Here is a 25,890-nt window from a genome sequence, read left to right as displayed (position 1 = left end):
CCCGAACGTGCAGTGGTTGCTGCCACACGTGCGTTCGGGCCAGAGGCCCTCGACCTATTTGTTTTATAGCTGTCGTTCGGCGCTCAAGGCCAGTATTTATTTAATTGGGCGTAGTTTATATTCTAAGTATCGCGCGGTTTTAGGTTGAGGGCTGCTAGCCCGACCCCGATAGCCACCGAATGCACGTGCGGTAGCTACCGCACGTGCATTCGGGCTAGAAGCCCTCAACCTTTTTTGTACAACTAAGGGCGGGTGAATTGGTGTTCTACTTACTACACGCCCAACCCCATGCTAATCAAAACCCGCGGCCTAATCTTCCGCTCCACTAAGTACGGCGACTCCAGCCTCATCCTGGAAGTCTACACCGAGCAGTACGGCATTCGGAAGTACATTGTCAGTGGCGTCCGGAAGGCGCGGAGCAGCACTCCGGCGAGTTTAGTACAGCCGATGTGCCTGGTGGATTTAGTGGCCTACGAACGGCCGGGGAAAGATTTGCAGCGAATTAAGGAAGTCCGCCCGAGCCACATCTACACCAAAGTACCCTTCGACGTTTTTCGCGGCACCATCGGCCTGTTCATGCTGGAGATGACGCGCAACTCGATCCGGGAGGCGGAGGAGAACCCCACGCTGTTCGAATATCTCCACAACGCCTTCGTCTTCCTCGACGAGACGACCGGACCAATCGGTAACCTGCACATTCACTACCTGCTCGGCCTCACCGAGTACCTCGGCTTCATCCCTTCCGGGGAATACTCTGCCGAGACGCCGCTGTTCGATCTCAAAGCGGGTGAGTTCATCGCCGGCTTCCCCGGGCACACGGAATATTTGGAGGAGTCAAAAGCTAAACTGATGTACGAGTTGCTGCACGTGCTGCCTAATGATTTGGAGCACGTCAAATCTACGCGGGACGACCGACAAAGTCTTTTGACGGATGTGGTTCGGTATTACCGCCACCATATTGAAGGGATGCGGGAGATTAACAGTTTGACGGTTTTGCGGCAGGTTATGAGTTGAGAGGATATGCGATATGCGATATGCGAATCTCGATATGCGATTAGCTGCGCTGCTGCCTGCGGCGGTTGGCTACCGCACGGGAGGCTAAATAACTAGCTACGCTTATCAGAATTATTGACGGTAGATCAGTAGTAGGTTAGAATCCACAGCTAACCATTATGAAAGAAGTCGTGCTCGCCTACCTTTGCCTACGATGAGTCGTACCACCAATAGATTAATGGGTCTCGCTTCCCTCGCCATTGCGTTAGCCGTGGCCGTCTGGATGTACTTCCGGGTGGAGGGGGAAGAGCTCTGGGGGTACGCGCCGCTGTTGCTCTACGCGAGTCTCTATTTTGGCGTTTTCCGGCTAACGCTCTACGATAAAAAAGGGCGGGTCAATCAACGCAACGTAGCGAGTTCGGCAACGGGTTTGCTGCTTGGTCTCGGCTTTCCCGGCTTGGCTCCCCTACCCTTTCTACTCTTGGTCGCCTTCGTACCGCTAATTCTTTTACAGCGACGATTGCAAAAGATCAAAGCGAGTGCCTGGGTGGTTTTTCGCCACGGCTTCAGCGCCTTCGTGCTGTACAACTTACTGGCGACTTACTGGGTGACGAACACCGGCTTTTTCGCCGGGCTTTTCGCCATCGTCGCCAACACGCTGCTGATGTGCATCCCCTGGATGTTCTATTACTGGACGGCCCGGCGCTCACCCAGCATTGGGTATTTAGCCTTTGCCGCCGCCTGGTTGTCATTTGAGTTCCTGCACCACAACTGGTCGCTGAACTGGCCGTGGTTAACGCTCGGTAACGGCTTCATGCAGTTCCCTGAGTTAGTGCAATGGTACGAGTGGACTGGTGTTTTGGGTGGCTCCGCGTGGATCCTGGGCGCGAACTATCTCGCTGGCATGACGGACCTGTGGATCGGCGGCATCGGCTGGGGTGGCATGATTTACAGTGGCACGAAAGCCCAGCGGACGACTTACCCCTTGGCCTTTCTGGCCGTGGTGATGCTGCCAATGACTTACTCGCTCGTCCGTTATTTTACGTACGTAGCACCAGAAGGCCGCACGATCACGGTGGCCGCCATCCAACCCAATTTCGAACCGCACTTCGAAAAATTTTCCGGCAACGCAACCGCGCAACTCGATACGTTCCTGCGGCTCAGTAAATCAGCGCTGGAGGAAGGGCCGGTGGACTACCTGGTTTACCCCGAGACGAGCTTTGGTAACGTCGACGAAGACCTGGCCGCCGACAGTCCCGCGCTCCGGCTTTTGCGCGAGGAACTCAGCGGCAAGGGCGTCGGCCACCTCGTAACCGGCATCGATGCCTACCACATTTTTACCGCCGGGGAGCCCCATTCCGGGGCGGTCCGCTTTTCCAACCAGGGCAGTCGGGGCACCTTCGCTTTCGAGGCGCTCAACGGCGCGGTACAGCTGGATTTCGAGGACCCACCGGGAGATTTCCAGACCTACCGCAAGGGCGTTTTCGTCCCCGGCGCGGAAAGTTTTCCCTTCAAAAAGGTCCTGTTTTTTGCGGAACCCTTCGTCAACTCCCTCGGCGGCACCGTCGCCGGGCGGGGGACGCAGGCGACGCGCGATCCTTTCACTTCCCCGGTGGCTAGCGTTGCGCCGGTCATCTGCTACGAATCCGTTTTTGGGGAATACTTCACGGGCTACGTCAAGCGGGGCGCGCAGGCCGTATTCGTCATTACCAACGACGGTTGGTGGGACAACACGGCCGGTTTTCGCCAGCACCTCTGGCTCAGCAGCCTCCGGGCGGTGGAGACGCGGCGGGCGGTCGTGCGGTCGGCCAACGTCGGTGCCTGCGCCTTCATCGACCAGCGCGGAAAGATCATTTCGCGGACTAAATATGACCAAGCCGGTTTCCTACGCGGTGAGTTGAAGCTTAACGATAAGGTCACTTTGTACGTTCGGACCGGCGATTTCACCGCCCGCGTGGCCGTCCTCGTGTTCCTCATGATCCTGCTGGCCAACGTCGCGCGCACCATTCGCCCCGAAGCTTTTTCGAAGGACAAGGCATGAAAACGCCGCGCCGCATAGTTACCTCAGGGATGCCGGGCAAACCCTTCGTTTTTCGCATACTTTTATTCCTCTGGGCGCTGTCGCAGGTGCCGGGTTGGGGGGAAGTGCAAGCACAGGCCACCCTCCAGACTTCCCTGGACGGCGCTGGGTGGGAAAACTTCGACGGAGAACTACCGGATAGCATCGCCGTCCGGCAGGAGCTCACCGAATGGCGCGACCGCCAACACGCCGACGCCTACTGGGAAGCCGCCGTGGATACTTTCTACCAAGAAACCCCCAACAATTACCGTGCCCGTACTCACCTTGGGCCCCGGTACGTCTGGCGGGAACTTCGCTCCCCCAGGAACCCCGTCACCGCCCGGTGGGCAAAAAAAGCCGGCTTTACGCCCAAACAATTCACCCGCGACCGCGCCCTCGACCCAAATGCCTGGAACGCCCTGCGCGACAGCATCGTCAGCCGCGCCGCGAACGACGGCTATCCCTTCGCCGCCGTCGGTTTGGACAGCATCGCCTGGTCCGGCCCCGGAGAACTGACCGCCAAGATCGACGTACAACCCGGGCCCCTCATTCGGATCGGGGAGGTCCGCTACTCCGAATCCGTCCGCGTCCGCGATGTATTTCTGCGGCGCTACCTCGGCCTCATTCCGGGAGAGCCCTACCGCCAGAAGCGCGTCCGCCGCATGGCCGCCCGCCTCGAGCAACTCCCCTACCTGAGCAACAACGGCCCGCCCCGGATCAGCTTTCAGGATAGCCTGGCTTTCTTCGATCTCCCCCTGCAGAAGCGCTCCGCCAGCCGTTTTGACTTCGTGATCGGCGTCCTCCCCGGCAGCGGCCCGGACGGCGGCATCCTCTTTACCGGAGACCTGAACGGCGAACTCTACAACGGCTTCGGCCAGGGCGAGCGCATCGTGGCTCGCTTTGAGCAACTCCGCCCCCAGACGCAGGAATTAGCGCTCCTCGTCGACTACCCTTACGTCCTCGGCCTCCCCTTCGGCGTGGAGGGCGAGCTGGATCTTTACCGGCGCGATTCCAGCTTCCTCAACCTGAACTGGCGCGTCGCCGCGACCTACCTCCGCGAGGGCAACGACCGCCTGAGTTTCTTCTGGGAAAACCGCCGCACGATCGTGCCGGGCCAGACCGTGCAGGCAATCGAGCAAGCGGGGCAACTCCCGGATACGCTCGGTATTAGCCGCTCCTTTTTCGGCATCAGCGCCAGCCGGACGCGAACGGACCGACGGTTCAGCCCCCGCCGGGGTTATGCCGCACAACTGAGCGTGGCGGCCGGCTTCCGCACTTTGCTCGACGTACCGAGCGTAGATTCCACCCAAAGTAGCCGGGCCCAGTTAAAGATCGAAGGCGAGGCGGATTACTACGTGCCAATTTTTGCGGGGACGGTTCTCTACGGCGGCCTGCGCGGTGCAGCGTTGTTTGGTGACGGCGTCGTGCTACCGAACGAGCAGTACCGGATCGGTGGGGCTAATCTGCTCCGGGGTTTTGACGAGCAGTCCGTCTTTGCGCGGGACTACCTCGTGGCTACTGTGGAACTTCGCTTGCTACTCGGTGGCAATGCCTACCTGTACGCTTTTGCGGACGCCGCAAGAGTGAACGGACGAAACAAAGCACAGCCGGAACTTAAGATCGATTACCCACTGGGCCTGGGGGCGGGCGTAAATTTCGAGACGCGCGCAGGAATTTTTGGGCTGAGCCTGGCGCTGGGGCGCAGTAACGGAATTCCGCTGGACGTGGGTAACCCCAAGGTGCATTTGGGGTATTTGAGTGTGTTTTAGCATACTACTGGACATTGTCCCCGGACGCTTGGAGGATCTCAACAATTTCGCCTTCGGCTTCACGGCAGAGGACGCTCCAAGGTCCTCAAGTAGAATTTTAGAACCTTGGAGCGTCTCGAAACTAAAGCGTAGCGAAGGGTTTCGAGTCCTCCAAGCGTCCAATTTGAAAATGTCCAGTAGTGTGGTGTTTTAGATACTGACTTTTCTCCTTTCTCAGGCACCGGTAGTGGTTAGTCAGCTACCGAATCGGTCCGACGATACGTACTACTGTTCTCTACTGCACCAGACCACTTGGGTTGACGGATTTGACCAGTCGGTCGCTAGTGACTTCTCTTTAGACAAGGTGACGAACCGCAGCATTTATGCTGGACGGACTTAACTCTCCCGCTGACGTTAATCTCCGTCTACTTGGTTTCCAAAGTCATTTCGTAAGTCCCTAAAGATGTAATGAATATGATTGTTTCTGTTTTCAAATTCAATAATAAATTCCTCGCTGAATATTCTGTAATAGATCTTCTTCAGCTCGGCCGATGCATTATGGGCAAATCTTATTTTAGGTAAATCGAGTTCCTCCGGCCTTACTTGATTGAATTTGAAATTGGCGAAGTACACCTTGATCAACGAGTTAACTTGCTCCGATAACTTTTCGTCAAAATCAGCTACCGTAATGAAATTTTCGCGATTCAATTCAGCCAAAATCGAATCCATTTCAACTATAGAATTATCTTCAGCCACTAACCTGGACTCATCCCGTAGCCTGCTTTTCTCCAGCACCGCGGGGCCGGCGTTCCGTAAAAATTCCCGAAACAGTTCGTCTTCTTCGTACAGGACCTGGTAGCCTTCCCGGTACACGTCACTGCTGTCGTAAGGAGAGAATTTACCGTGCTGCATGATGGCTGGATACGCGCCGAACATCTGTGGGCTGTTTGACAGTAAATACTTCCCCCGGAAGGTGAAATTTAGCGACACGTGGTGCCCCTCGAACCTCATGCCCCAGGGTGCATTTTCGGTTGGTTGGCCAAAAAAAGTTATCCAGTAAGCTTCACGACCCAGCAGATCATCCGTTCTCCCCGGTCCGTCTTCGTTCGACGTGATGCCCAGCAACTTTAAGTACCCACTACTACTCAGTAGGTCATTCATTACGTCGTGAAGTTTGATCCGGCCCTCCGTGGTTAATTCTGTAATCCGGGTTCCCTTCCTGGTTTCCGGCCATCTTTTGAAGTTCAATCGCTCCGGGTCATCGTACTCAAACGAAGGACCACCCGCCGCCATCACGTTTGCGTGGAGGTCGATAAACTTAGCCAGCACGACAGAATCCGACGCGACAAAACCAGTGTCGGTAAATGCCTCTGAACATTCCGCCCGTACGGTACCAGTACCGGCAAGGTATAAAGTGACCAGAAAAATCATTTTAACTAATCGAATCATGGTGTAAATTTCTTGGTACGGTAGCTCACTGACGCTTTACTAACGGACGGTACGCAGATTTTCTTACCACATAAGCACCGGAAGGCATTCCCCGGCCACGGCATAACACCTCTCGCCCACGCATTTTGTGCTGCTGTAATTGACTGGGAAAATCTAATTGCTTGAGGCCAGTTATCAAATTTAATTCTGGCCACGGGCGTGTAGCGCGGCCAACGGGACAACAGCTACAAGAACCAACTACCTACCTACCCATCAAATTATCTCGCCCCACCTCACCACCAAACCCGAATGCCGAGCACCAAGCCAAACACCCCGAGCGCGAGCGCCCCGACCCGTTGAATTTTCAACACGATCTCCGGCCGCAACAAATCGCGCAGCTTCTTCGCGCTGACTACTTTTAGCGAATCCGTCAGAATAACCGTGCCGAGGATACCCGCGTAAATGGCCCAGGCGGCGGAACTATCCAGACCGCGATCGTGGACCTGAGTGATCGACAGGAAGGACCAGAAGCCAATGGTAAATGGATTAAACGCATTGACGGCAAAGCCCTGCAAAAAAGCGCCCAGCACGCTCCGCCGCGTACGCAGCGGCCGCTCCTCATCGTCGATGATGATCGGCTTGCGGTACCACATGATGGCGGCGATACCGATGAGGATGAACATCCCCACCGTACCGACTACTTCCGCAAAATAAACGTGCTCTAGGTACGGAGTCAGGTAGGCCATCCCGTAGTGAGAAAGCAGGATGTACGTCAGGTCCGCGGCCCAGATCCCGGTGGCACCGACGAAGGCCAGGTACGTCCCCCGGCGCAAACTTAGCTGTAGCAGTAGCACCAAAATGGGGCCCACCAGCACACTCAGTACCAATCCGGCGCGGATTCCTTCCAGCAGGTAGTTGAGCATGTAGTATTGAAATTGTTGAGGTAGAAACCGACGCAGCATCGCTCTTCGCACAAAAGTGGAAGAAGCGGAATACGGGAAATGGCCTAAAGTGGTGTCCAACGGACGTTAGGCTTCGTCGGCGAGGATTTGTTCGGCGTGTTGCTTGGTCTTGACTTTGTCGTACACCCGGTCGACCACACCGTTTTCGTCGATGACGAAGGTCGTTCGGATCACGCCGTCGTATTCGCGGCCCATAAACTTTTTCGGCCCCCAGGTGCCGTAGGTGTCCATCACGCTGTGCGTTTCGTCGGCCAGGAGGGGCATCGGGAGATCGTACTTCGCGATAAATTTTTGGTGCTTCGCAGGCTTATCGGGGCTGACGCCGAGGAGGGCGTATCCCTTGTCTTTCAATTCCTGAAAGTTATCCCGCAGACTACAGGCCGCGGCGGTGCAACCGGGCGTATCGTCTTTGGGGTAGAAGAAAAGAATGAGCTTCTTGCCCGCAAAGTCGGTGAGGCTGACGGCGGAACCGTCGTGAAGGGTACCGGTAAAATCGGGGGCTTTGTCGCCCGGGGCTGGCTTGATCATGCTGGAGTAACGGCTGCGGTGGAAGACAGGTTTAGCGAGCCGGCCCCAGCACGAATTGCCCGCCCCGAATCCTTGCTTCCGCGTAAACCCTGCACCCGCGGCCGCGTTAAAAAACCAAAAGAAATTATGCGTCAATTCCTGGTCATGTTGGCCGTACTTATCGTGGCCGTGCTGATCTACTGGCCCATCCTGAAAAAAGCCCGCGTGGACCTGGCCGAGCGCTCGCAGGCCGGCCTGAGTAATGGCATCGTGTACGCCGTGCTGCTGTTTCCGCTGGTGGGGCCGGTGGTTTATTTGTTGCTGCGGCGGCACTTTGCGGTGGAGAAGTGAAGTAGGCTGGTAGGCTGGTAGGCTGGTAGGCGGTAGGCGGTAGGCGGTAGGCGAATATCACATCGCTACCGCCTACCGCCTAATTCTTCCTACTCTCCTACTTCTTTCGGAAAAAGATAGAAATCGGCACCCCCGTAAAGTCAAAATTCTCCCGCAACTGGTTTTCCAGATAGTGCTTGTAGCTGTCCTTCATGTGCTGCGGGTGGTTGCAGTAAAAAGCGAAAGCGGGGTAGGCAATCGGTAGCTGCACGACGTACTTGATGGAGATTTCCCGGCCCCGGTGGTTGGGCGGCGCGTAACGCGCCATGGCCGCCTGCATGACGTCGTTGAGCTTGGACGTTGGAATGCGGCGCGTCCGGTTCTCGTAGGTTTTCATGGCCGCCTCGACGGTTTTCATAATGCGCTGCTTTTCCAGCACGGACATGAAAATGATCGGCAAGTCCGTGAAGGGGGCAAAGCGCTCGCGGGTCTTGATCTCGACGTCGCGGGTGGTGTTGGTCTCCTTGTCGAGGACCAAATCCCACTTATTGACGGCGATCACGATGCCCTTATTCCGCTTCTGCGCGATGCGGAAAATAGCCAGGTCCTGACTTTCCACCCCGTCGGCAGCGTCGATGAGCAGCACGACCACGTCCGACTTTTCGATGGCCCTAATGGCACGCATGACGGAGTAGAACTCCAGGTTTTCGTAGACTTTGGCCTTCTTGCGAATCCCGGCCGTGTCGATGAGGTTGAATTCGTGACCGAACTTATTGTAGTAGCTGTTGATCGAGTCGCGCGTCGTGCCGGCGATCTCGGTGACGATGTTGCGCTCCTCGCCCAATAAAGCGTTGATGAAGCTCGATTTACCGGCGTTCGGTTGGCCGACGATGGCGATCTGGGGAATAGTTGACTCTTCCTCCACGAAGTTAGTAATGTGTTCCACGACGGCATCGAGCAAGTCACCCGTGCCGGAGCCGGTGACGGAGCTCAGGTTGTGCGTCTCGGTAAAGCCCATCGACCAAAACTCGGCCGCCTCCAGTTGGCGCGTCTGGTTATCGACTTTATTGACGGCCAGGAAGACGGGCTTATTCGTCTTGCGGAGCATCCGGGCGATCTGCTGGTCGAGGTCGGTGACGCCGGTGGAGACGTCGACCATGAAGATGATGACCTTGGCTTCGTCAATCGCGATTTCGACCTGGTCGCGGATGGCGGCTTCAAAAACGTCCTCACTGTTCCGCACGAAACCGCCCGTGTCGACGACGGCAAACTCCTTACCGTTCCAGTGCGACTGGCCGTACTGGCGGTCGCGCGTCACGCCGCTCTGGTCGTCGACGATGCTCTGTTTTTCACCAATGAGGCGGTTGTAGAGGGTTGATTTGCCTACGTTGGGGCGGCCTACTATTGCGATGATGTCCATGGGGGGCTCGTATTTTGTGCACGTTCTGACTCCTCTCACCACGGCCTTTTAATATTTGGGCGTAGGCGCAGGTGCAGGGTGCGGGGGCGCGAAGATACGGTGGTTTGGCGAGGCTGTTAGCTTAGTTAGTTACGGGCAAGCAATGCCCCGGCCTTTGGCGTTCGGAGAAAGTTTTTTTGGCGTAATGATTTAGTACCAGAGAATACCCATACGGACTAGTAAATTCTCAATCCTTAAAACTCTGGTAAAACTCCTTCTGCAACGCCAACCGCAACTGCGTCTGCAACACGTCCCCCATCGAAGTACACCGGTCGAAGCGCCGCGTCTCGTGGTGCGCGTTGAGCTCTTCCTTCAACTGCTGCGTTTTTGCCGGGGAGGATACCTCGTCCTCCGAAATGATCTTCAGCAAATCCCGGACCCGACGGTTACCGACCCGGATGCGGGCACCGATCATGGCCCGCTCCTCCAGCTGGTACTGCCGGACGGCTGGGGGGCCGATGTGTTGGATACCGAGGTTGATGATCGGGTAATTTTCTTTGAAGTACTGCGGCAGGTAAAACGACTTCTTCCCCTCATAGCACTGCTGGTCGAAGTCGATGGCCCGGAAGCGAAACTGGCTACCCTCGATGTCCGGCGTAATGTCGATCACGTAATTATAGGCCCGCATGTCGCCGAGCAGCCGCACGAAGCACCGCTCGTTGAACTTGACGAACTCCTTCGCCATCCGGATTTGGTTGAAAACGGTATCGTCGAGGTTTGATCTGAAAAAGTCGTCTCCGGGGATGCCGGCGATGTGTTCCTCGATCAGCGTATCGCCGTCGACCATGTAACTGACGGATTCCGGACTGAGGAGTTCTTCCAGCTCCAGCCCGTAGACCCGGTTCGCGTCGGTTTTCTTGACGTAGTAGTGGTCGTAGTTGTCGTTCAGCCGGTTGATGATGCGGACGCGGAACGGGTTGGTATTGCCGAACAGGCAGTAGTCGATCCGGTCGACCTCCAGGTGTTCGAGGGCGGACATGTCGCCGCCCATCCGCAGCAGGGCGTAAATTTCCTTGAGGCCCTTCATGACGGGTGTCCGCTCGTGCTCGTCGTAGAAAATCGTTTGCCAAAGCGTGTCTTCGCCGGCGTGGTTGAGGAGGCTAACGGTCTGCTGGAACCGGTTGAGGTCCTCGTACTGGAGGGGCAGTTTGACTTCGCGGCGGTGCTTGCGCAGGTAGGCGCGCAGGGGCGGGCGGACGGGGACGATCACTTTCTTTTTCATCGGTGCTCGTAAGGTAGGGATTGTGGGTTTACCGGGTTGAAGGCTGAATTACGTCTTCCCTCTGCGTAACAAATGATAAATCAGGTTGAAGTAGCTGGTTATTAGGTACCACAGCCCAGTCAGCCGGTGCCGCAACCCAGTCCGGCTAACGGCTTACCTTTGCGCCCTAATCCATTATTCCTATTTTCGATGCAGTCTCTCTCCTTTTCTCCCCACCCTATTTTCCGCCTCGCTACGGTTGCTTTTCTGTCCATTTGTTGTCTTGCCTGCGCCGTTCGGCCGTCAATTTTGTCCAACGCCCAGTTCAAAGGTCTGTATAACGACGATTTCCAGCCCGGCGAAACAGAAGTCAGCACGACCTACCAAACGGCGATTTCTAAACTCGGCGACCGCTACGTCCGGCGCACCTACTTCCCCAGCACCCGACAGATCATCAGCTACGGTGAGTACACGGACCGGCGCATGACCACCCCGGTGGGTACGTACAAAACTTGGTACGACGACGGCCCGCTCCGGAGTGAAAGTCAGTACGTTGCGGGAAAAAGAGTAGGAATATCCACGGACTACCACCGCAACGGCCGGGTCAAAGAAGTAGGGGAATACGCTGCCGGTGAGAAGTCGGGGCTCTGGAAATCCTACAGCAACGAGGGCGTGCTCCGGCAGACGTACGAATACAAAAGCGACGAGTTGGACGGCACGAGCACCTACTACGAAGACGATGGCTCCGTCACGAAAACAATCGAATACCGGGCGGGGGAAAAAATAACGGACAGCAGTACGCCCGTCAGCGCCAACGACGACGTGGCCCTGCGGCTCCCCGAAAAGATGCCCCTTTTCCCCGGTTGCGAATCCATTAGCGATTACGACGAGCGAAAAGTATGCGCGGATCGGAACATGCTGGAGTTCATCTACAAGAATATCCGCTATCCGAGCCACGCCCGCCAGTTCGGCGTCCAGGGCATTGGCGTCGTTAAATTTGTCGTTGAAAAGGACGGTAGCCTCGGCGACGTCGAAGTTATTCGGGGCCTCGATACCGACGTTTCCGCGGAGCTACTCCGCGTCGTGAGCCTCATGCCCGACTGGGAGGCGGGCGAGCAGGGCGGGGAAAAGGTGCGGGTACTGTTCAACCTACCGGTCAAGTTCAAACTCGAATAGCATCGCGTCGCAGCAACACATCATTTCTTTTCGCCCTACCCCGCTACCTTCGCCGCTCCATGAACAAGCAATTAGCCAACGTCCTCAAATTCCTCCTCTTCATCGGCGTAGGCTTCGGCATTCTCTTCCTTCTCTACCGGAGCCAGCAGGCGGCCTACCTACTGCAGTGCCAGGAAGACGGCATCCCCGCGGACCAGTGCAGCCTGCTCGACAAACTGGCGGCGGACTTCCGGAGCGTCAACGCCTGGTGGCTCCTGATGACGCTGATCGCCTTCTGCGTGAGCAACCTCAGCCGGGCGCTACGGTGGAACATGATGCTGCGGGTGTTCGGCTCCAAACCAAGCCTGAGTAACGCATTTTTGACAATTAACCTCGGCTATTTCGCTAACCTCGGCTTCCCGCGCCTGGGAGAAATATTGCGGTCGGCAACGATGGCGCGCTACGAAAAGATCAGTCTGGAGCGGGTCGTCGGCACGGTCGTCGTGGAACGGATCGTGGACGTAATCATGATCCTGTGCGCCACGGCTTTGGCGCTGTTTCTCGGCCGGGAGACCATCATGGACTGGGTGCTGGAGACCGTCGATTTATCCAAATTCGCCAGTCTGACCTGGGTGCTCGGGGTGGTGGCCGTGATCACTTTGCTCTTCCTGTTTTTGGCCTGGCACCAGCGACAGCGCATCCTGGCAACGACCGTGGGCCAGAAGATTATCAACATTCTGAAGGGCTTCGGCGAGGGCATCCAGACGGCGCTGCAAGTTAAAACCCCCGCCCTCTTCGCCGTCCACACACTCAACATTTGGGTGATGTATTTTCTGATGACGGTCTTCACCTTTTACGCTTTCGCGCCGACGGCCGACCTGCCCTACGTCGCCGCGCTGGTCACCTTCGTCAGCGGCGGTTGGGGCATCGTCATCCCGAGCCCCGGCGGCATGGGGACCTACCACCTCCTCACCGGTGAGGCGCTGCAACTTTACGGCGTGAGCGCACTCAATGCTTTCAGTTGGGCCAACATCAGTTTCTTCTCCATCAGCGTCGGTTGTAACGTGCTCATCGGTGGCCTGGCGCTGCTGATTTTGCCCATTATTAATCGCGGGGGCGAGGTCGCGGGTGCGAAGGTGGTGGGTGAAGAGCCGGGCCCGCACAACAAAAAGCCGCGCGCCAACATCTAACCAGGGTAAATCCAAGCTACTATCCTCAGCAAATCCTGGCGCATCGGCAATGTTTTCGGGGTCCCCGTGGACGTTCACTGGACTTTCCTCCTCGTGCCACCCGCCATCCTGTACTTTTCTTACCGCCCGGGCCAGGGCCTCGTTACCGAAGCCATGACCTGGTACGCGGCCATTGCCATCCTGCTGTTTCTGTTCGTGCTGGTCCACGAGCTCGGCCACGCGCTGATGGCCCGCACCCGCCACGTCCTCGCCGAACGCATCATCATTTTCCCCCTCGGCGGCGGTGCTTACCTGCCCGACCGACCCCAGCGGCGGCTGGATGAAGTACTGATTTATTCCGCCGGACCCCTAGCCAATCTCCTCCTAGCGGCCGTTGCCTTACCGATTTTACTTGCCCAGTCAAATGGCGAACTGATCCTGCGCGGTTTCCTTAACCTGGCCGGCAACTTCGTGGTGGAGCCGAGTCTTTTCGACCAATTACTCGGCGTTACCGTCATCGTAAACGTCCTCCTCGCCCTCGGTAATCTCCTACCCGCCTACCCGCTCGACGGTGGCCGTATCCTCCGCGCCGTCCTCCGTGGCCCCTTCGGCGAACGGCCCGCGACGGTCGTCGTGACCGTTCTCGGCATCGTCATCGGGCTGGCCCTCATCTACGTCAGTTACTTGCTGGGCGACCCGCTGCTCGGGCTCGGCGCGGCGTTCATCGTCACGATGTCCGTCGTCACCTTTCGGGACGGCTGGCAACGGCGGCGGCTGGCGGCCTACCCCATCGAGCACGTTCTGCGCACGAACGACGGCCCCGTGATGGAACAAAGAATTTACGTCGGCACCCCCACACGGGAAGCGGTCGCGCTGTTCGACAAGACCGGCTGGCCCGTTCTGCCCGTTTATAGTCAGTGGAACCAGCTAAGTGGTTTCGTAGCCCGGGAAGTACTTGAAGAAGAGGACCCTAAAGCCAAAGGGCTGATTGGGGAAGTGACTGAATTAGAATTCATTTCCGCCCACCCGGGAGAAAACTTACTGGAAGTGACCGAGCGAATCGTGGACGCCAACGTCTACGGGGCGGCGGTTTACGGGGAGCGGCGGCGCCTGGTTGGGTTTGTTTTTACGGAGGATGTGATGCGGGTGCTGGGGAAGTGAATCACCCCCTTTGAACAGGGGTTTTTTAGCCACAAAAGCACAGAAACACAAAACTTTAAAAAGAGGGAACACAAAATGCACAAAAGGGTACAAAAGCACAAAAGGTATTTGTAGTTCCGTTTGGGCTTGTAGAACAGCTTTTGTTTTCTGTTTCTTTTGTGCTTCGTGTGTTCAAAAAAATCACACCAGCTCATTCAACGCACGCTAGTAGCTTCGTAAATCCGAGAACCCTTCCAACGAGATAATCTCCCAGGTGTTGAGTACCCGCTCCACTTCCGCCTGGTGGATGGCGGCCATGGCGACGAGCGTGGTGCCGTGGTCGGGGCGGGGCACGAGGTCGTTGTAGTATTCCGGGAAGTTGTCTTTTTCCGTTTTTGTCGCTTGCTCGAAATTCATGCGCGTCGTCCGGGAGGCGTTGCTCCAGACTTCAAAACCTAAACCGGCTTCGAAGCAGAGTTTTTCCAGTTGGTTGACCGCGTCGTCCGCACTCGAGTGCAGCAGGCAGCTGAAGGTCAGGTACGGGGATTTTTTGAGCCGGTCGAGCGAGCGGTACACGTTGACCCGTTTGCGGGCGTGGACGTTGCTGCCGACGATGCTGCGCCGGTCGTAAAGCATCATGTCGCGGAAGCGGAGACCGCTGTGGGGGTGGGGAATGCTGAGGATGCGGCCACGGGCGGCGTCGAGGGCCTGCATCCAGAGTATTTCGAAGCCTTTGTCGGTTCTGATCTCCAGGTTGACGGGGCGGTCGAGCCGGATTTTGTCGAAGCCGAACTTCGTCCAGACGCTGCCGGCTACCCCCAGGCGACCGAGGCCGGTGGCGGCAAGGCTCAGTTTCCACCACGCTTCCCGGTCGTTGGCGTCGATGGCGACGGCCTTTTTGAAGTAGTGAAACGCGGGTTTCCATTCCTTCCGCCGGTCGTAGATGGAACCCAGAGCGACGTAGCCTTCCGGCCATTCCGGGGCGAGGCGGATCACTTTTTTGAGCAATTTCACGGCCGTGTATACGTCGCCGACCTTATCGTAGCGAAGGGCTTCTTCGTACAGGGCTAGGTAGTTGGGGTCGATGTAGTGGCCGTCGCGCAAGGGTAGAAAATTGATTGTCGATCGTACTAATTTTGACGACCGGGGTAGCGGTAAGGTGGTTTTAATTTTACCGGAAAAAGGTAACCCGGGCGGGCGGTAAAAGTTACATAAACAGCGCCGGCCGCTGGGTGATTTCGTGGTAGCAGACGCGGTTGGCGTCAAAGTAGTGGAGCACCATGCTTTTACGCGTTCTGTCCGGGTTCAGGTGGGGTTCGCCGCCGTGCAGCAGGTTCGCGTGCCAGATGAAAAGATCGCCTTTTTTGGCGAGGAATACTTTTTTCTCGTAGCTGGTGCCGGCTACTTTGTCGGCGATCATCGTCTCGTAATCCCCGTAGGTTTTCTCGCCCGTCAGCAGCCAGTCGCCTTCGTTACCGTACTCCGTGTTGAGGTAGTAAGGCATTTTGTGGCTGCCGGGGTAGTAGTGGAGCGGGCCGTTGTCGAGTTCGATGTCTTCCAGCGCGAGCCAGACGCCGAGTAGGCCACCGAGGGGGAAGGTGGTCATGTGGATGCTATCCGAGTGGGTTTTCTGCTGGCTACCGTGCAGGAAGTTGATGCTCTGGAAGAGCCGGGCACGACCTTTGATGAGAGTGCTCAGTAAAGTCAGTAGGTCTTCGCCGTTCCACAGCTCGGACAAAAACTCGGACTTTCGGATCGCGAACATCAGCTTTTCGTTGTAGCTGAATTCCAGTTCCCCGGCTGTTTTTAGCTCATCGATTTCGGTGTTGATCCGGTCGGCGGTGGCGGTGTCCAGAAAGCCGGGTAGGACGCAATACCCTCGTTCTTCGAATTCGTCGATCGAATCTTGGGCCGCTTTGTCCAGCCCCGCGTACAGATTGGTAGCCGCCGCTTCCGGAACCTCCTCCGCCCCCCTTAAAAAGTCACCGTCCTTGCCCACGAAATCCGCGCTGGAGACCGGTGAGAAATATGTCTTCTTGATGCCCAGCTTACCGTACGCCTCCAAGTTGTGCTCCAGCGGTTTGCGGTGGAAGAAATTGTAGAGGCTGTAGGCTAGTTTTAATCTGCGGATCATAATGAGTGGTATTTTCCGTCAACGGGGTTCTACTTAGTCAAATATACACAGCCAGCGGCGACCTTTGCTCAACGTTCGGCCTGCACCCGGTGTTGGTGCTATTCCCGGTCCGGCCTCCATCGTGCGGTGTGCCTCTGGGGAGTTGCCTTCACCAGCAAACCACTACCTTCGTATTCCTTTTTGTCCGCCAGAACTGACCATTCCCGATCACCTTCCGGTTACAGAATTATTTCCCATGTCTGCCATCATCGTTCACCCGCCTCAGCTAAAAGACATCCGTGGCCTTTCCGTAGCGGAACTTACTTCCGCAATGGTTTTGCGGGGGGAGAAGCCCTTTCGGGCCAAGCAAGTCTACGAATGGCTGTGGAAGAAGGGCGCGCGGAACTTCGACGAGATGACCAATCTGTCCCTCAAATTACGGGATTCCCTCAAGGAGCAGTTCTCCTTCCCGGTGATGACGGAAGACAAAGTCCAGCGCAGTGCGGACGGCACGATCAAAAACCGCTTCCGCCTGCACGACGGGCACCTAATCGAGTCCGTGCTCATCCCCGTGGAGGACGGTGACCGGTTTACCGTCTGCGTTTCTAGCCAGGTAGGTTGTAGCCTGAGCTGCACCTTTTGCGCCACCGGCCGGATGAAGCGCCTGCGCAACCTCACCGCCGCCGAGATCTACGACCAGGTCTACCTCGTCAACGAGCAGTGCCTGGAAACCTACGGTAAGCCACTGACCAACATCGTCTACATGGGCATGGGGGAGCCACTTTTGGCCTTCCGGGAAGTCGTGCAGAGCATCGACCGTATCACCTCCCATACCGGCCTCCACATGGCCCCGCGCCGCCTGACCGTCTCCACGGCCGGCATCGCCAAGATGATCACCAAGCTCGCCGACGAGGACACCAAGGTCAACCTCGCCATCAGCCTCCACGCCGCCGACGATACGAAGCGGAACGAGATCATGCCCATCAACGAGAGCAACAACCTGGAAGTGCTCGTCGCCAGTCTCAAGTACTTCTACGAAAAGACCAAGAAGCGGATTGGTATCGAGTACATCACCTTCCAGGATTTCAACGACACGCCCGCAGACGCCGAGAACCTTTACCGCATCTGCCGGGAGTTCCCCAGCATGGTCAACATCATCGAGTACAATCCGATCGACAACGCGCCCTTCCGCAAGTCGACGGCGCACCGGATCGACGATTTTGCTACTTATTTGCGCGACCGCGGGGTGATGGTTACCGTGCGGCGGAGCCGGGGGAAGGATATTGATGCGGCTTGTGGACAGTTGGCTAATAAGGAGTAGGTAGGGGAGCCCTCTCCCTCTTATCCCTCCCCGTGGGGGAGGGACGATTCTTTGTCGAAGGGGGGGGGGGTGATTTGACTACGTAGGGGGAACTGACTACCCCGGTTGCCACTTCAACGACTATAGCCATGTGACTGTAGTAGTCTGTCGTAACTCGTCGTTGCCCTCTGTTATAGAATTAACCCTTCGCGACTAGCTTCCGTAAAACGTCCACCAGTTCTTCTTGCTTTTCCTGGTCAGAAATCAGGTAGATGGGCAATACTTTCTCGCCTCCGCCCACGAGTACCAGGCGCAAATCCCGCACGTTGGGTTGCGTGAAAGAAGCGATGTTGGTCAGGGCGACCTCCTCCGTTTCCGGTTGCTGGTGTAGGCTCCAGCTCAGTTTCTTGTCGTCGATACGCACGAACCGTTCCGCGGGGTCGGCGGAGTGGCCTACGTGTTGGGTGCCAGAGTACGCCAGTAGTGCGCTAATCGCCAGGTAAATCAGGGCGAAAACCAAGTGCCAGTAGCTGTGGTCTTCCTCGGTGGCCGTCCAGTCGGTGAAGAACAAGTAGAGTTCGTAGAGGCCGGCCAGGAGCAGCAAGAAAGCGCCGGCGAATTGCAGGAAATGAATCCAGCGGTGTTGCCCGGCGGCTTGGTGTTCGGATTGGTAAGTGTAACGGGGGGTCATGTTGGTAAGTGTCGTGGCGCAAAGGTAGACCAAGTTACGGCACCCCGATGTACGTACTAAGGATAGGTCAATAATCTTCCCGTAGGGTTTCTCACTAGGATGGCCGATTAGCGCAACAAGTAAACCGGTGTGCACTGGCATTCCCAAAAAACACGGCATCCCGCCCCGATAGCTATCGGGGCGCCCGCCTTACCTAACGAAGACAATCTTACCAACCGCGCTGGTTGCATCTTCCCCGCTAAACCGTTGGTTACTGGACGCAAAAACCAAGTAGACGCCCGTCTGCACCCGCCGCCCCGTGTAGTCAGCCCCGCCCCAGACGTACTGCCCACCGATGGCCGTACCCGTGTCGATCAGCTTACCGGATACGTCCGTAATCTTGACCCGCGCGTTGCGGGAAAGTCCCTGGATGGCAATCGGCCCGTCGTACCCAGGCTCCACCGGGTTGGGAAAAACGACCAGCTCCGACGCAAACCCACGCTCGGCGCTCGTCGCGTCGCCCCGGTAACTGATGATGCCCAGTTCCGTGCCGAAGTAGATGACGCCCGTGGTGGGGTCGATGGCGACGTCCCGCACGGTATTGTCGAGCAGGGGGCTGTTGCCCGAGTCGAAGAACAGCAGCTGTTCCTCGCCATTTTCCGACAATAAGTAAGCCCCGCCGTTGGTGCCGATCCACTTGCGGTTGCCCCCGTCAGTGGTGATGCTCAGGACTTCCTCGGTTTCGAGCAAGGAAGCCCCGAAATCATCCGCCGTAGCGACCGGGCGGCGACCCGTACAGCGCTCGGTGTTAAAGACGTCGTTAGCACATTCGAACAGGACGACCCCGGCGGAAGTGCCCACCCAAACGACGCCCTGCAGATCGACTTCAATGCTACGTACGATGTTGTTTGGCAGCTGGCTATTGTTCGTGGTGATCGTCCGGCAACGGTCGTCGGAGGGGTCCATGGGCGTCCCCATCGGGTCGAGAACGGTGATGCCCTCCTTAGCGTGAATGACCCAGAGGTAGCCATTCGGATCGATTTCTACGGCCAGCGCCCGGTTCAGACCACAATTCTTACCGAGGTCCGCCCATTCTCCCTCCGGGCTGCGGACGGCGATGATGGCCCCGTCGTCGGCGGCGCTATTCGCCAGGTAGGTGAAGCCGTTTGCGTCCGTGACCGCACCGGCCACCCGGATGCGGTTCGGGTCGCCATTGGTTTCGCTCAGCGTACTGTTGGTTTCGTCGAACAAGGTGCCCTCGTCGGTGGCCTCGTCGTAGGCAATGGCGCCCTCGTAGAAGGAAGAAAACCAGTGCAGTTTGTTGATGGGGTCGTAGTGTACGTCGACGATCGAAGCCACGTCGTTGTCCCCCCCACGGACGCCGTCTTTACCCAGAAAAGCGGCGGTGTTATCGCGGTTAATCCCCCGCCAGCTACGGTCGTTGAAGCGGTAAACCCCGAAGAAATCGAAAATGGGGCCGAAGTTCTCGTTCAGCACGGACGGGGCGACCCACAGCGAAGTGCCATCGTGCAGTAAGCGGTTGTTCTGGTCGTTCGTCGGGCCGCCGTACCTGACGGTATTACAGTCGGTGCTTTCCGCATCATCAAAGTAGCGGATGCCGGAAATAACGTAATCCTCGCCGAACCAGATGCGACCGCGCGAGTCCTCGATGGCGTAACGGGTGAAGAAGACGCAGGTAGAAAAAGTGCGCCGGGGCCCGCTCTCGTCGAGCAGCGTAATCTGGCGGGCGCTACACCCCTCCTCCAGGTCCGTACACCGGTAGCCGGCGAGGAGAAAATTGGGGCCGACGGTGAGGTACTCGACCCGGTGGGGTTTGTCGTCGTCCTCGTCGAAAAATAGCCGGGCGGTACCGTCCACGTAAACGTAAATGTCCGTGCCGACGCTAAAGTAAAGCCGACCCCGGTAGACGTTGATGACCGTCGAGCTGTAGTCGCCGGGCAGGCTATCCCGCTGGCCGAGGAGCGTCCAGTTACCGAAGTCATTCAGGTTAACGTCGTCGTTGCGGGGCACGCGGTACACGCCTTCTTCGGTCGCTGCGTAGAGGAAGCCTTCGTGCTCCGCGCTGCCGTTGACGCGCACGCCGGTGAAAGTGGTGAAGGGGAAGGTTTCGTCCTTCAGGTCGAGAGCCGTCACGCCGAAGCCGGCGGAGATGTAAACGATGTCGTTTTCGCCGAAGAAGAGGCTGTAGATGGTTTTGTCGCCGTTGAAGTTGAAGTTATCGATCTGGCGGAGCGTCGTGAAGCGGTTGTCGCGCAGCAGGTCGATCACCCCGCTTTCGTAGACGATCAGCAGCGTTTCGGTGGGTTGGTGGTAGCGCAGGAGGCGGATGCGGGCGTCGGCCAGCCCGTCTTCCCGGGCTAGGGTGGTAATGCTCAGGTCGTCCTTGTCGAGGTAAAAAATGGCCCGCCCGGTGGTGTAGATGATGGAGTTTTCGCTCTCCGTTACGTAAGTGCCGCGGGTGTAGGACTGCAGGGTGCGCCATTCGCCAAGGCTATCCGTCGCGCTGCGGGCAAGGGAGTCTTGCGCCCCGATAGCTATCGGGGCGGTAGCGAAGCTGATTAGGATAGCGAAGGCGATGAGGAAGTTGCGAAGCATGGGGTAAAGTTACGCTGCCTGGGTTCGGGTGGCCGGGGAAAGAGACTTGCGGGTGGTGGAACGTGGCCCCGGTGCCGTGCGCTAGTTTCATTTTGTACCCGGGGCGTCAGTTACCGCCCTGGCGGGCGAGAATTAAGTTAGTTCTCTCCCGACAGTAACTCTTTCGGTCGTGACTGATCGGTCGTTCGACCTGAGTGGCTACACAACAAGCTCCGGAGTACAAAAAATCCCGCAACCTCAGTGAAGGGGTTACGGGATTTTCCTGGTGGGGGCTGAGGCGGGCGATCTAGCAGTACCGATCGTAAGCCATCTTGAGGTTCTCGGCGATGATCTCCGCCGAGCGGCCTTCGATGTGGTGGCGCTCGAGGAAGTGCACGAGTTTGCCGTCCTTGAACAGCGCGATCGACGGGCTGCTCGGAGGGTAAGGCAGCAGGTGCTCCCGGGCCTGGGCGGTGGCTTCTTTGTCCACGCCGGCGAAGACGGTGTAGAGGTTAGTCGGGGCTTTTTCGCCCTGGACGGACATTTTCGCGCCGGGCCGGGCCATGCCGGCCGCGCAACCGCAGACGGAATTAACGACGAGCAGGGCGGTGCCTTCTTTTTTGCCGAGGGCGGCGTCGACTTCCGCGGCGCTAGCCAGGCCGGTGAAGCCGAAGGCGGTTAAGTCCTTGGACATGGGGATCGTGAGTTCAACCGGGTACATGGGTGATATTTTTGGGGTTGTGTCAGTAGAATAGCTTACCGAGGGGCTAATTTCCGCTACTTTTTAGCGAGATTTACTCCCCGGTATTTACGCTTTAGTTTACACCTGAGGCCACCGTTTGGTTGGCTAGTCTGGCCACTTCACCGTCTGACCACATGCATAAATACCCATTTACCTTCCTGATTGTCGCCTCCACCTATCTCTTAGGTGGCTGTGCGGCCGACGCCCTCCCCGAGCCGGTAGCGACGCCCTGCGACGGAACGGCGCTGACTTACGAGGCCGACATTCGCCCGATCGTGGAGCAAACTTGTGCGTACAGCGGTTGCCACCTCGGGGGTGCGCCGGGGGTTTACAACGGTTACGAAGGTCTGCTGCCCGCGCTTGAATCCGGCACCTTCCGGCAGCGCGTCGTTCGGCAAAAGGACAACCCCAACGTCGGCATGCCACCGGATTACGCGCCGGAAGGCCGGCCCACCGACCTCACCGCCGAGCAACTCCAAACGATTACCTGCTGGCTCGAAGCCGGTTATCCGCGTGAGTAAGTCGCCACGCCTGGTGTGCCACTCGCAAATCATCCTTGCATCCCGCGACCGCGCAAGAATCTACCCATGAAATTAAACCTCACCCTCCTTTGCTTCCTACTGACCCTGACCGGCCTCAGCGCCCAGCGCGAGCGCGTCAGCCGGGGCTTTAAGGACACGCGGGCGGTGAACGTCCACAGCGTAGAAACCCTGCCGCGGGGCAAACTCGACGTGCGCATCAGCCACCGCTTCGGCGATCTGTTCGGCGACGGCGGCGGCTGGCAAACTTTTTACGGGCTAGAGAACGCCGAGGACGTGGCCATCGGTGCGGAATACGGCATCACGAACCGCCTCACCGCCGGGCTCTACCGCGCGAAAGGTGGCGGGGTGACGCCCTCCGGCCAGACGGGTTTGCGGAGAAATTTGAACGCCGTCGTGAAAGTCCGCGTCCTCCATCAGGAAGAAACGGGCAACCCGGTTTCCGTGGCACTGGTGGGCAATGCGACCTTCAGCACGGAGCAAAAGATTGAGGGCAACGGCAACTTGATCCAGAGCTTTCCACGGTTCAATCACCGCCTGGCGTTCAACGGCAGCGTCGTCGTGGCGCGCAAATTCGGTGAGAAGCTGAGTTTGCAGCTCGTCCCCGGCGTCACGCACCGCAACCTGGTGCCGTTTGCGGGGGAGAACACCCTGGTCAGCCTCGGCGGTGCGGTGCGCTACCAACTCACCCGCGTCCTGGCCGTCCTGGCCGACGCGACCGTGCCGTTCAGCTCCACGATAACGGCTAAGAACGGCTACGCGATCCCCGTCGGCCTCGGCCTGGAGTGGGACACGGGCGGCCACGTTTTTCAGCTTAATTTTACGAACGCGACCGGTATTTTTGAGACGGATTATATTCCCTATACGTCCGATAGTTGGGCGGATGGGGAATTCCGGATGGGGTTTACGATTAGTCGTTGGTTTAATCTTTAGTTTGGGCTTCTTCACTAGGTACGGGATTAGCTTATGCGGCGCGGTCGCGGGTGCCATGTTTGTTCGGAAAGGCGCTTTGCGCAACGAAAACGTGGGGAAGCATCCCCACGCTACGTTAGACGCCCCTCCGGGACTTGATTGAAGGTTGCCGCGTACACGAATGCATAGTTTACTTATTAGAAGCCATGAAATACTTCGTTCCCCTCGTGATTATGCTCGGACTGGCCCTAGCTGGCCGCCCGGAAAAATTACCCGTTGTCGACGGTGATACGCCCGTGGTGGAGGTTTTGCGTGCGTTAGGGGAACCGGTGCGAGAGGATACTCGGGTTCGCGATATTCCTGGCAGCTCCCTGGAGCTCGGCCGGCAGATCGTACTGGAGGGAAGGTTAATGGGCGGAAAAAACCAGAGCGCGCACTTCAAGTGCACCAGTTGCCACAACGTCGTCCGCGAGGACCCCGTGCTCACCGTTTCCGATCCCGAGACCCGGCTGGCTTACGCGGAAGAACATTATTTGCCCTTCCTGCCGGCCACCACCCTCTGGGGCGCCGTCAACCGGGAGACCTATTATAATGGTGATTACGTAAAGAAATACGGTGACCTCGTCAAGCACGCGCGTAATGACCTGCGCGGCGCCATCCAACTCTGCGCCACCGAGTGCGCCCAGGGCGAAGCCTTGTCTACCGCGGAAATGGAATCCGTCGTCACTTACCTGCACACCATCGGCCTCAAACTGAATGACCTCCCCGCGACGGCACCAAGTGTTGAAGACATCAACGAGGAATTACTGGTAAAATCAATGACGCACGTCGCGTTCATCAAAACGCTAAAGGCCAACTATTCACTAGCCAGCCCCGCCGTCTTCGTTCTTCCCCCCACAGACCGTAAAATCGGTTACGCAGTCTCCGCCGCTCCGGACCCACTACGCGGCGCTGCCCTCTACGACCGCGCCTGCATGCACTGCCACGGCGGCCAACGCTACAGTTTTTTCCTGATGGAAAAAAGCGAAGTACACTACCGCTACCTGGCCAAGCACTTTCCGAAGTACGACCGCTACTCTACCTACCAGACCGTCCGCTACGGCACTAGCCCCGTGCCCGGCAAGCGCGCCTATATGCCGCACTACACCGCGAGCCGCATGAGTCATTTACAGGTGGAAGACCTACGGGCCTTCCTGGAGCGGGAAGCTGCTAAATGACACACTGTTCTTTTACCCAGCGGTCATTTTATGTACCCGTCTGGACTTACCTTGCAATTTCTCAGCCACACTCCGTAGTACGAGCGGCAGCGAGCACACACCAGCGGTAGCCACCGCCGTAGGCAGCAACGCAGTTAAATCGCCCATCGAGATTCATATATCGCATATCGCATATCAACCATGTCCCACAAACCCCACCTAACCCCGCTAACCGGCCACGTCACCCTCCTTTCGACGACCCAGACGCAGTACCTCTCCGAGAAGATTGCCACGACTTACGAGCAAGCGCTCACCCCGATGAAGTTTGCCAAGTTCAACGACGGCGAAATGCAACCCATCATCCAGCAGAGTATCCGGGGCGAATACGTATTCATCATCGGCTCCACCTTCCAGCCCCACGATAACCTGATGGAAATGCTGCTGACGATCGACGCGGCGCGGCGGGCTTCGGCGGGCTACATCTGCTGCGTAATGCCTTACTTCGGCTACGCCCGGCAGGACCGCAAGGACCAGCCCCGCGTCCCCATCAGCGCGAAACTGATCGCCAACCTTTTAGTGGAAGCCGGCGCGGACCGCATCATGACGCTCGACCTGCATGCCGACCAGATCCAGGGCTTTTTCGACATCCCCGTCGACCACCTCCAGAGCCAGGCCATCTACATCCCCTACTTCGAAAATCAGGACATGAGCAACGTCACCTTTGCAAGCCCCGACATGGGCGGCGTGAAGCGGGCGCGGGCCTACGCCAAGTACTTCGAGCGGGACATGGTGATCTGTGATAAGTACCGCAAGCGCGCCGGAGAAATCTCGGGCATGACCCTGATCGGTGACGTTAAGGGCGCGGACGTGATCCTCGTCGACGACCTCGTCGATACGGCCGGCACACTCTGTCGCGCGGCGGACCTGATTCTGGAAAAAGGTGCTAAGTCCGTCCAGGCCATCGCTACCCACCCGATCCTGAGCGGCGATGCTTACGAGAAGATTGAGAAGTCAGCGCTGAAGACCTTAATCGTTTGTGACGCGGTGCCGCTGAAGCAGATTAGTCCGAAGATCAAGGTGTTGTCTTCGGCTAAGTTGTTTGCTACGGCGATTCGGAATGTGCATGATAATAAGAGTATTTCTGCGCTTTTTGTGGGGAATGAGAAGTGAGGTTTTTCGAACTGCGCCTCTTCCGATAAAGCAGCATTCAAGCTTCCCGCCGGTAGACAATCAGGCAACCCGAGAGCTATTTGAGTGGGCGCACAAAGTAGCCATAAGGAACAATGATTTCTTACGGGTTTGGGGCTTAGCGGTAACCGTATAGCGGCGCGGCACCGCGCTCCACCAACCTACCCGGCACCGGCGTCCGCGCCCGCTTCCGCCTGCTTTGCAATTAACCTACTGGTCTTCGGCTACCCACTGAATTGACCTTTCTTATTGTCTACCGGAAAAACAGCAAGGACTTAGGCGCGGCGAGTAGTTTGGCCGAATATCGTTTGCCGAACTACGTGAATCACGTTCCCGTACGCAGTCACCTCCGTTGGCGACCAGTGCGGTTACTACCGTAATTAACAGCTCACCGTGTTCTTTTCGCTATCTTAGAAGTTGATACCCCCTTTCCTTTAGCTACCTACTAATCACCTACCCTAACCCGCTACCGGCTTCTCTCCCC

Annotated in this window: 22 protein-coding genes; 12 read left to right on the top strand and 10 right to left on the bottom strand. The window is 57.5% G+C overall.

Going from position 1 to position 25,890, the window contains the following annotated elements; genetic code table 11:
- Nucleotides 1–288 precede the first annotated feature (288 nt).
- The 3 genes from recO to GGR27_RS13295 all read left to right on the top strand — a co-directional run bounded on the left by recO (nt 289) and on the right by GGR27_RS13295 (nt 4,821).
- Complete coding sequence (gene recO, locus GGR27_RS13305; RefSeq protein ID WP_168038087.1) at nt 289–1,014, top strand: DNA repair protein RecO; 726 nt, start codon at nt 289–291, stop codon at nt 1,012–1,014.
- Between the two features lie 193 nt (nt 1,015–1,207).
- Complete coding sequence (lnt, locus tag GGR27_RS13300) at nt 1,208–3,034, top strand: apolipoprotein N-acyltransferase (protein WP_168038086.1); 1,827 nt, start codon at nt 1,208–1,210, stop codon at nt 3,032–3,034.
- Nucleotides 3,031–4,821, top strand: coding sequence for a BamA/TamA family outer membrane protein (locus tag GGR27_RS13295; protein WP_168038085.1), 1,791 nt, complete (start codon nt 3,031–3,033; stop codon nt 4,819–4,821). Before lnt ends, GGR27_RS13295 begins: the two co-directional genes overlap by 4 nt.
- Before the next feature lie 393 nt (nt 4,822–5,214).
- Here the strand turns inward: GGR27_RS13295 and GGR27_RS13290 are convergent, their stop codons facing one another.
- The 3 genes from GGR27_RS13290 to bcp all read right to left on the bottom strand — a co-directional run bounded on the left by GGR27_RS13290 (nt 5,215) and on the right by bcp (nt 7,718).
- Nucleotides 5,215–6,249 carry a DUF3500 domain-containing protein gene (locus tag GGR27_RS13290; RefSeq protein ID WP_168038084.1) on the bottom strand — a complete coding sequence of 345 codons (1,035 nt, stop codon included), beginning with the start codon at nt 6,247–6,249 and terminating at the stop codon, nt 5,215–5,217.
- A gap of 272 nt (nt 6,250–6,521) precedes the next feature.
- Entirely contained in the window at nt 6,522–7,151 is a 630-nt protein-coding gene (locus tag GGR27_RS13285; RefSeq protein ID WP_168038083.1) for a LysE family translocator, read from the bottom strand.
- A gap of 105 nt (nt 7,152–7,256) precedes the next feature.
- Nucleotides 7,257–7,718 carry a thioredoxin-dependent thiol peroxidase gene (gene bcp / locus GGR27_RS13280; RefSeq protein WP_168038082.1) on the bottom strand — a complete coding sequence of 154 codons (462 nt, stop codon included), beginning with the start codon at nt 7,716–7,718 and terminating at the stop codon, nt 7,257–7,259.
- A gap of 126 nt (nt 7,719–7,844) precedes the next feature.
- Between bcp and GGR27_RS13275 the strand changes: the two genes are divergently transcribed.
- A complete protein-coding gene (locus GGR27_RS13275) occupies nt 7,845–8,048 on the top strand; it encodes a hypothetical protein (RefSeq protein ID WP_168038081.1) in 204 nt (67 codons plus the stop codon).
- 97 nt (nt 8,049–8,145) lie between these two features.
- On the opposite strand, the gene der is transcribed toward GGR27_RS13275, so the two are convergent.
- On the bottom strand, nt 8,146–9,447 hold the full coding sequence (der, locus tag GGR27_RS13270) for a ribosome biogenesis GTPase Der (RefSeq protein WP_168038080.1): 1,302 nt from the start codon (nt 9,445–9,447) through the stop codon (nt 8,146–8,148).
- Between the two features lie 226 nt (nt 9,448–9,673).
- The gene (locus GGR27_RS13265) at nt 9,674–10,708 is read right to left on the bottom strand and encodes a hypothetical protein (RefSeq protein ID WP_168038079.1); all 1,035 of its coding nucleotides are present in this window, start codon (nt 10,706–10,708) and stop codon (nt 9,674–9,676) included.
- 189 nt (nt 10,709–10,897) lie between these two features.
- On the opposite strand from GGR27_RS13265, the gene GGR27_RS13260 reads away from it, so the two are divergent.
- The 3 genes from GGR27_RS13260 to GGR27_RS13250 all read left to right on the top strand — a co-directional run bounded on the left by GGR27_RS13260 (nt 10,898) and on the right by GGR27_RS13250 (nt 14,172).
- Nucleotides 10,898–11,863: an energy transducer TonB gene (locus GGR27_RS13260; protein WP_168038077.1), complete on the top strand. Its 966-nt coding sequence runs from the start codon at nt 10,898–10,900 to the stop codon at nt 11,861–11,863.
- Between the two features lie 59 nt (nt 11,864–11,922).
- Nucleotides 11,923–13,032 (top strand): lysylphosphatidylglycerol synthase transmembrane domain-containing protein, encoded by a 1,110-nt coding sequence (locus GGR27_RS13255; protein WP_168038075.1) that lies wholly within the window; start codon nt 11,923–11,925, stop codon nt 13,030–13,032.
- A 66-nt stretch (nt 13,033–13,098) separates the two neighbouring features.
- Complete coding sequence (locus tag GGR27_RS13250; protein ID WP_168038073.1) at nt 13,099–14,172, top strand: M50 family metallopeptidase; 1,074 nt, start codon at nt 13,099–13,101, stop codon at nt 14,170–14,172.
- Nucleotides 14,173–14,376: 204 nt separating this feature from the next.
- Here GGR27_RS13250 and GGR27_RS13245 read toward each other — a convergent pair whose 3' ends face one another.
- Both GGR27_RS13245 and GGR27_RS13240 read right to left on the bottom strand, forming a co-directional pair.
- Nucleotides 14,377–15,255 (bottom strand): tetratricopeptide repeat protein, encoded by an 879-nt coding sequence (locus tag GGR27_RS13245; RefSeq protein ID WP_168038071.1) that lies wholly within the window; start codon nt 15,253–15,255, stop codon nt 14,377–14,379.
- Nucleotides 15,256–15,358: 103 nt separating this feature from the next.
- The gene (locus GGR27_RS13240; RefSeq protein WP_168038069.1) at nt 15,359–16,285 is read right to left on the bottom strand and encodes a phytanoyl-CoA dioxygenase family protein; all 927 of its coding nucleotides are present in this window, start codon (nt 16,283–16,285) and stop codon (nt 15,359–15,361) included.
- A 235-nt stretch (nt 16,286–16,520) separates the two neighbouring features.
- Between GGR27_RS13240 and rlmN the strand changes: the two genes are divergently transcribed.
- Nucleotides 16,521–17,585 carry a 23S rRNA (adenine(2503)-C(2))-methyltransferase RlmN gene (gene rlmN, locus GGR27_RS13235; RefSeq protein WP_168038067.1) on the top strand — a complete coding sequence of 355 codons (1,065 nt, stop codon included), beginning with the start codon at nt 16,521–16,523 and terminating at the stop codon, nt 17,583–17,585.
- Between the two features lie 178 nt (nt 17,586–17,763).
- Here the strand turns inward: rlmN and GGR27_RS13230 are convergent, their stop codons facing one another.
- The 3 genes from GGR27_RS13230 to GGR27_RS13220 all read right to left on the bottom strand — a co-directional run bounded on the left by GGR27_RS13230 (nt 17,764) and on the right by GGR27_RS13220 (nt 21,550).
- Nucleotides 17,764–18,255, bottom strand: a complete 492-nt coding sequence (locus tag GGR27_RS13230; protein ID WP_168038065.1) for a hypothetical protein — start codon at nt 18,253–18,255, stop codon at nt 17,764–17,766.
- 189 nt (nt 18,256–18,444) lie between these two features.
- Nucleotides 18,445–20,850, bottom strand: a complete 2,406-nt coding sequence (gene porZ, locus GGR27_RS13225; protein WP_168038063.1) for a type IX secretion system anionic LPS delivery protein PorZ — start codon at nt 20,848–20,850, stop codon at nt 18,445–18,447.
- Nucleotides 20,851–21,136: 286 nt separating this feature from the next.
- The gene (locus GGR27_RS13220; protein WP_168038061.1) at nt 21,137–21,550 is read right to left on the bottom strand and encodes a BrxA/BrxB family bacilliredoxin; all 414 of its coding nucleotides are present in this window, start codon (nt 21,548–21,550) and stop codon (nt 21,137–21,139) included.
- 155 nt (nt 21,551–21,705) lie between these two features.
- Between GGR27_RS13220 and GGR27_RS13215 the strand changes: the two genes are divergently transcribed.
- The 4 genes from GGR27_RS13215 (at nt 21,706) to GGR27_RS13200 (ending at nt 25,388) form a co-directional block, all read left to right on the top strand.
- Nucleotides 21,706–22,092: a hypothetical protein gene (locus GGR27_RS13215; RefSeq protein ID WP_168038058.1), complete on the top strand. Its 387-nt coding sequence runs from the start codon at nt 21,706–21,708 to the stop codon at nt 22,090–22,092.
- A gap of 66 nt (nt 22,093–22,158) precedes the next feature.
- On the top strand, nt 22,159–23,043 hold the full coding sequence (locus GGR27_RS13210) for a DUF5777 family beta-barrel protein (RefSeq protein WP_168038056.1): 885 nt from the start codon (nt 22,159–22,161) through the stop codon (nt 23,041–23,043).
- 185 nt (nt 23,044–23,228) lie between these two features.
- Nucleotides 23,229–24,239, top strand: coding sequence for a c-type cytochrome (locus GGR27_RS13205; RefSeq protein WP_168038054.1), 1,011 nt, complete (start codon nt 23,229–23,231; stop codon nt 24,237–24,239).
- A 180-nt stretch (nt 24,240–24,419) separates the two neighbouring features.
- Nucleotides 24,420–25,388: a ribose-phosphate pyrophosphokinase gene (locus GGR27_RS13200; RefSeq protein WP_168038052.1), complete on the top strand. Its 969-nt coding sequence runs from the start codon at nt 24,420–24,422 to the stop codon at nt 25,386–25,388.
- Nucleotides 25,389–25,890 lie beyond the last annotated feature (502 nt).

Origin of the sequence: Neolewinella antarctica (assembly GCF_011927835.1) — a bacterium.
In the GTDB taxonomy this organism is placed as follows: domain Bacteria; phylum Bacteroidota; class Bacteroidia; order Chitinophagales; family Saprospiraceae; genus Neolewinella; species Neolewinella antarctica.
The sequence above is the reverse complement of the archived record's forward strand: the minus strand, read 5'-3'. Positions and strand labels throughout refer to the sequence as shown.

Coding starts and splice junctions, on each gene's coding strand:
- GGR27_RS13285 (WP_168038083.1), bottom strand. CDS start 7,151: ATGCTCAACTACCTGCTGGAAGGAATCCGCGCCGGATTGGTACTGAGT.
- GGR27_RS13260 (WP_168038077.1), top strand. CDS start 10,898: ATGCAGTCTCTCTCCTTTTCTCCCCACCCTATTTTCCGCCTCGCTACG.
- GGR27_RS13265 (WP_168038079.1), bottom strand. CDS start 10,708: ATGAAAAAGAAAGTGATCGTCCCCGTCCGCCCGCCCCTGCGCGCCTAC.
- recO (WP_168038087.1), top strand. CDS start 289: ATGCTAATCAAAACCCGCGGCCTAATCTTCCGCTCCACTAAGTACGGC.
- GGR27_RS13255 (WP_168038075.1), top strand. CDS start 11,923: ATGAACAAGCAATTAGCCAACGTCCTCAAATTCCTCCTCTTCATCGGC.
- GGR27_RS13230 (WP_168038065.1), bottom strand. CDS start 18,255: ATGACCCCCCGTTACACTTACCAATCCGAACACCAAGCCGCCGGGCAA.
- GGR27_RS13200 (WP_168038052.1), top strand. CDS start 24,420: ATGTCCCACAAACCCCACCTAACCCCGCTAACCGGCCACGTCACCCTC.
- GGR27_RS13295 (WP_168038085.1), top strand. CDS start 3,031: ATGAAAACGCCGCGCCGCATAGTTACCTCAGGGATGCCGGGCAAACCC.
- GGR27_RS13205 (WP_168038054.1), top strand. CDS start 23,229: ATGAAATACTTCGTTCCCCTCGTGATTATGCTCGGACTGGCCCTAGCT.
- GGR27_RS13215 (WP_168038058.1), top strand. CDS start 21,706: ATGCATAAATACCCATTTACCTTCCTGATTGTCGCCTCCACCTATCTC.
- GGR27_RS13220 (WP_168038061.1), bottom strand. CDS start 21,550: ATGTACCCGGTTGAACTCACGATCCCCATGTCCAAGGACTTAACCGCC.
- porZ (WP_168038063.1), bottom strand. CDS start 20,850: ATGCTTCGCAACTTCCTCATCGCCTTCGCTATCCTAATCAGCTTCGCT.
- GGR27_RS13240 (WP_168038069.1), bottom strand. CDS start 16,285: ATGATCCGCAGATTAAAACTAGCCTACAGCCTCTACAATTTCTTCCAC.
- lnt (WP_168038086.1), top strand. CDS start 1,208: ATGAGTCGTACCACCAATAGATTAATGGGTCTCGCTTCCCTCGCCATT.
- GGR27_RS13210 (WP_168038056.1), top strand. CDS start 22,159: ATGAAATTAAACCTCACCCTCCTTTGCTTCCTACTGACCCTGACCGGC.
- rlmN (WP_168038067.1), top strand. CDS start 16,521: ATGTCTGCCATCATCGTTCACCCGCCTCAGCTAAAAGACATCCGTGGC.
- GGR27_RS13290 (WP_168038084.1), bottom strand. CDS start 6,249: ATGATTCGATTAGTTAAAATGATTTTTCTGGTCACTTTATACCTTGCC.
- GGR27_RS13275 (WP_168038081.1), top strand. CDS start 7,845: ATGCGTCAATTCCTGGTCATGTTGGCCGTACTTATCGTGGCCGTGCTG.
- der (WP_168038080.1), bottom strand. CDS start 9,447: ATGGACATCATCGCAATAGTAGGCCGCCCCAACGTAGGCAAATCAACC.
- bcp (WP_168038082.1), bottom strand. CDS start 7,718: ATGATCAAGCCAGCCCCGGGCGACAAAGCCCCCGATTTTACCGGTACC.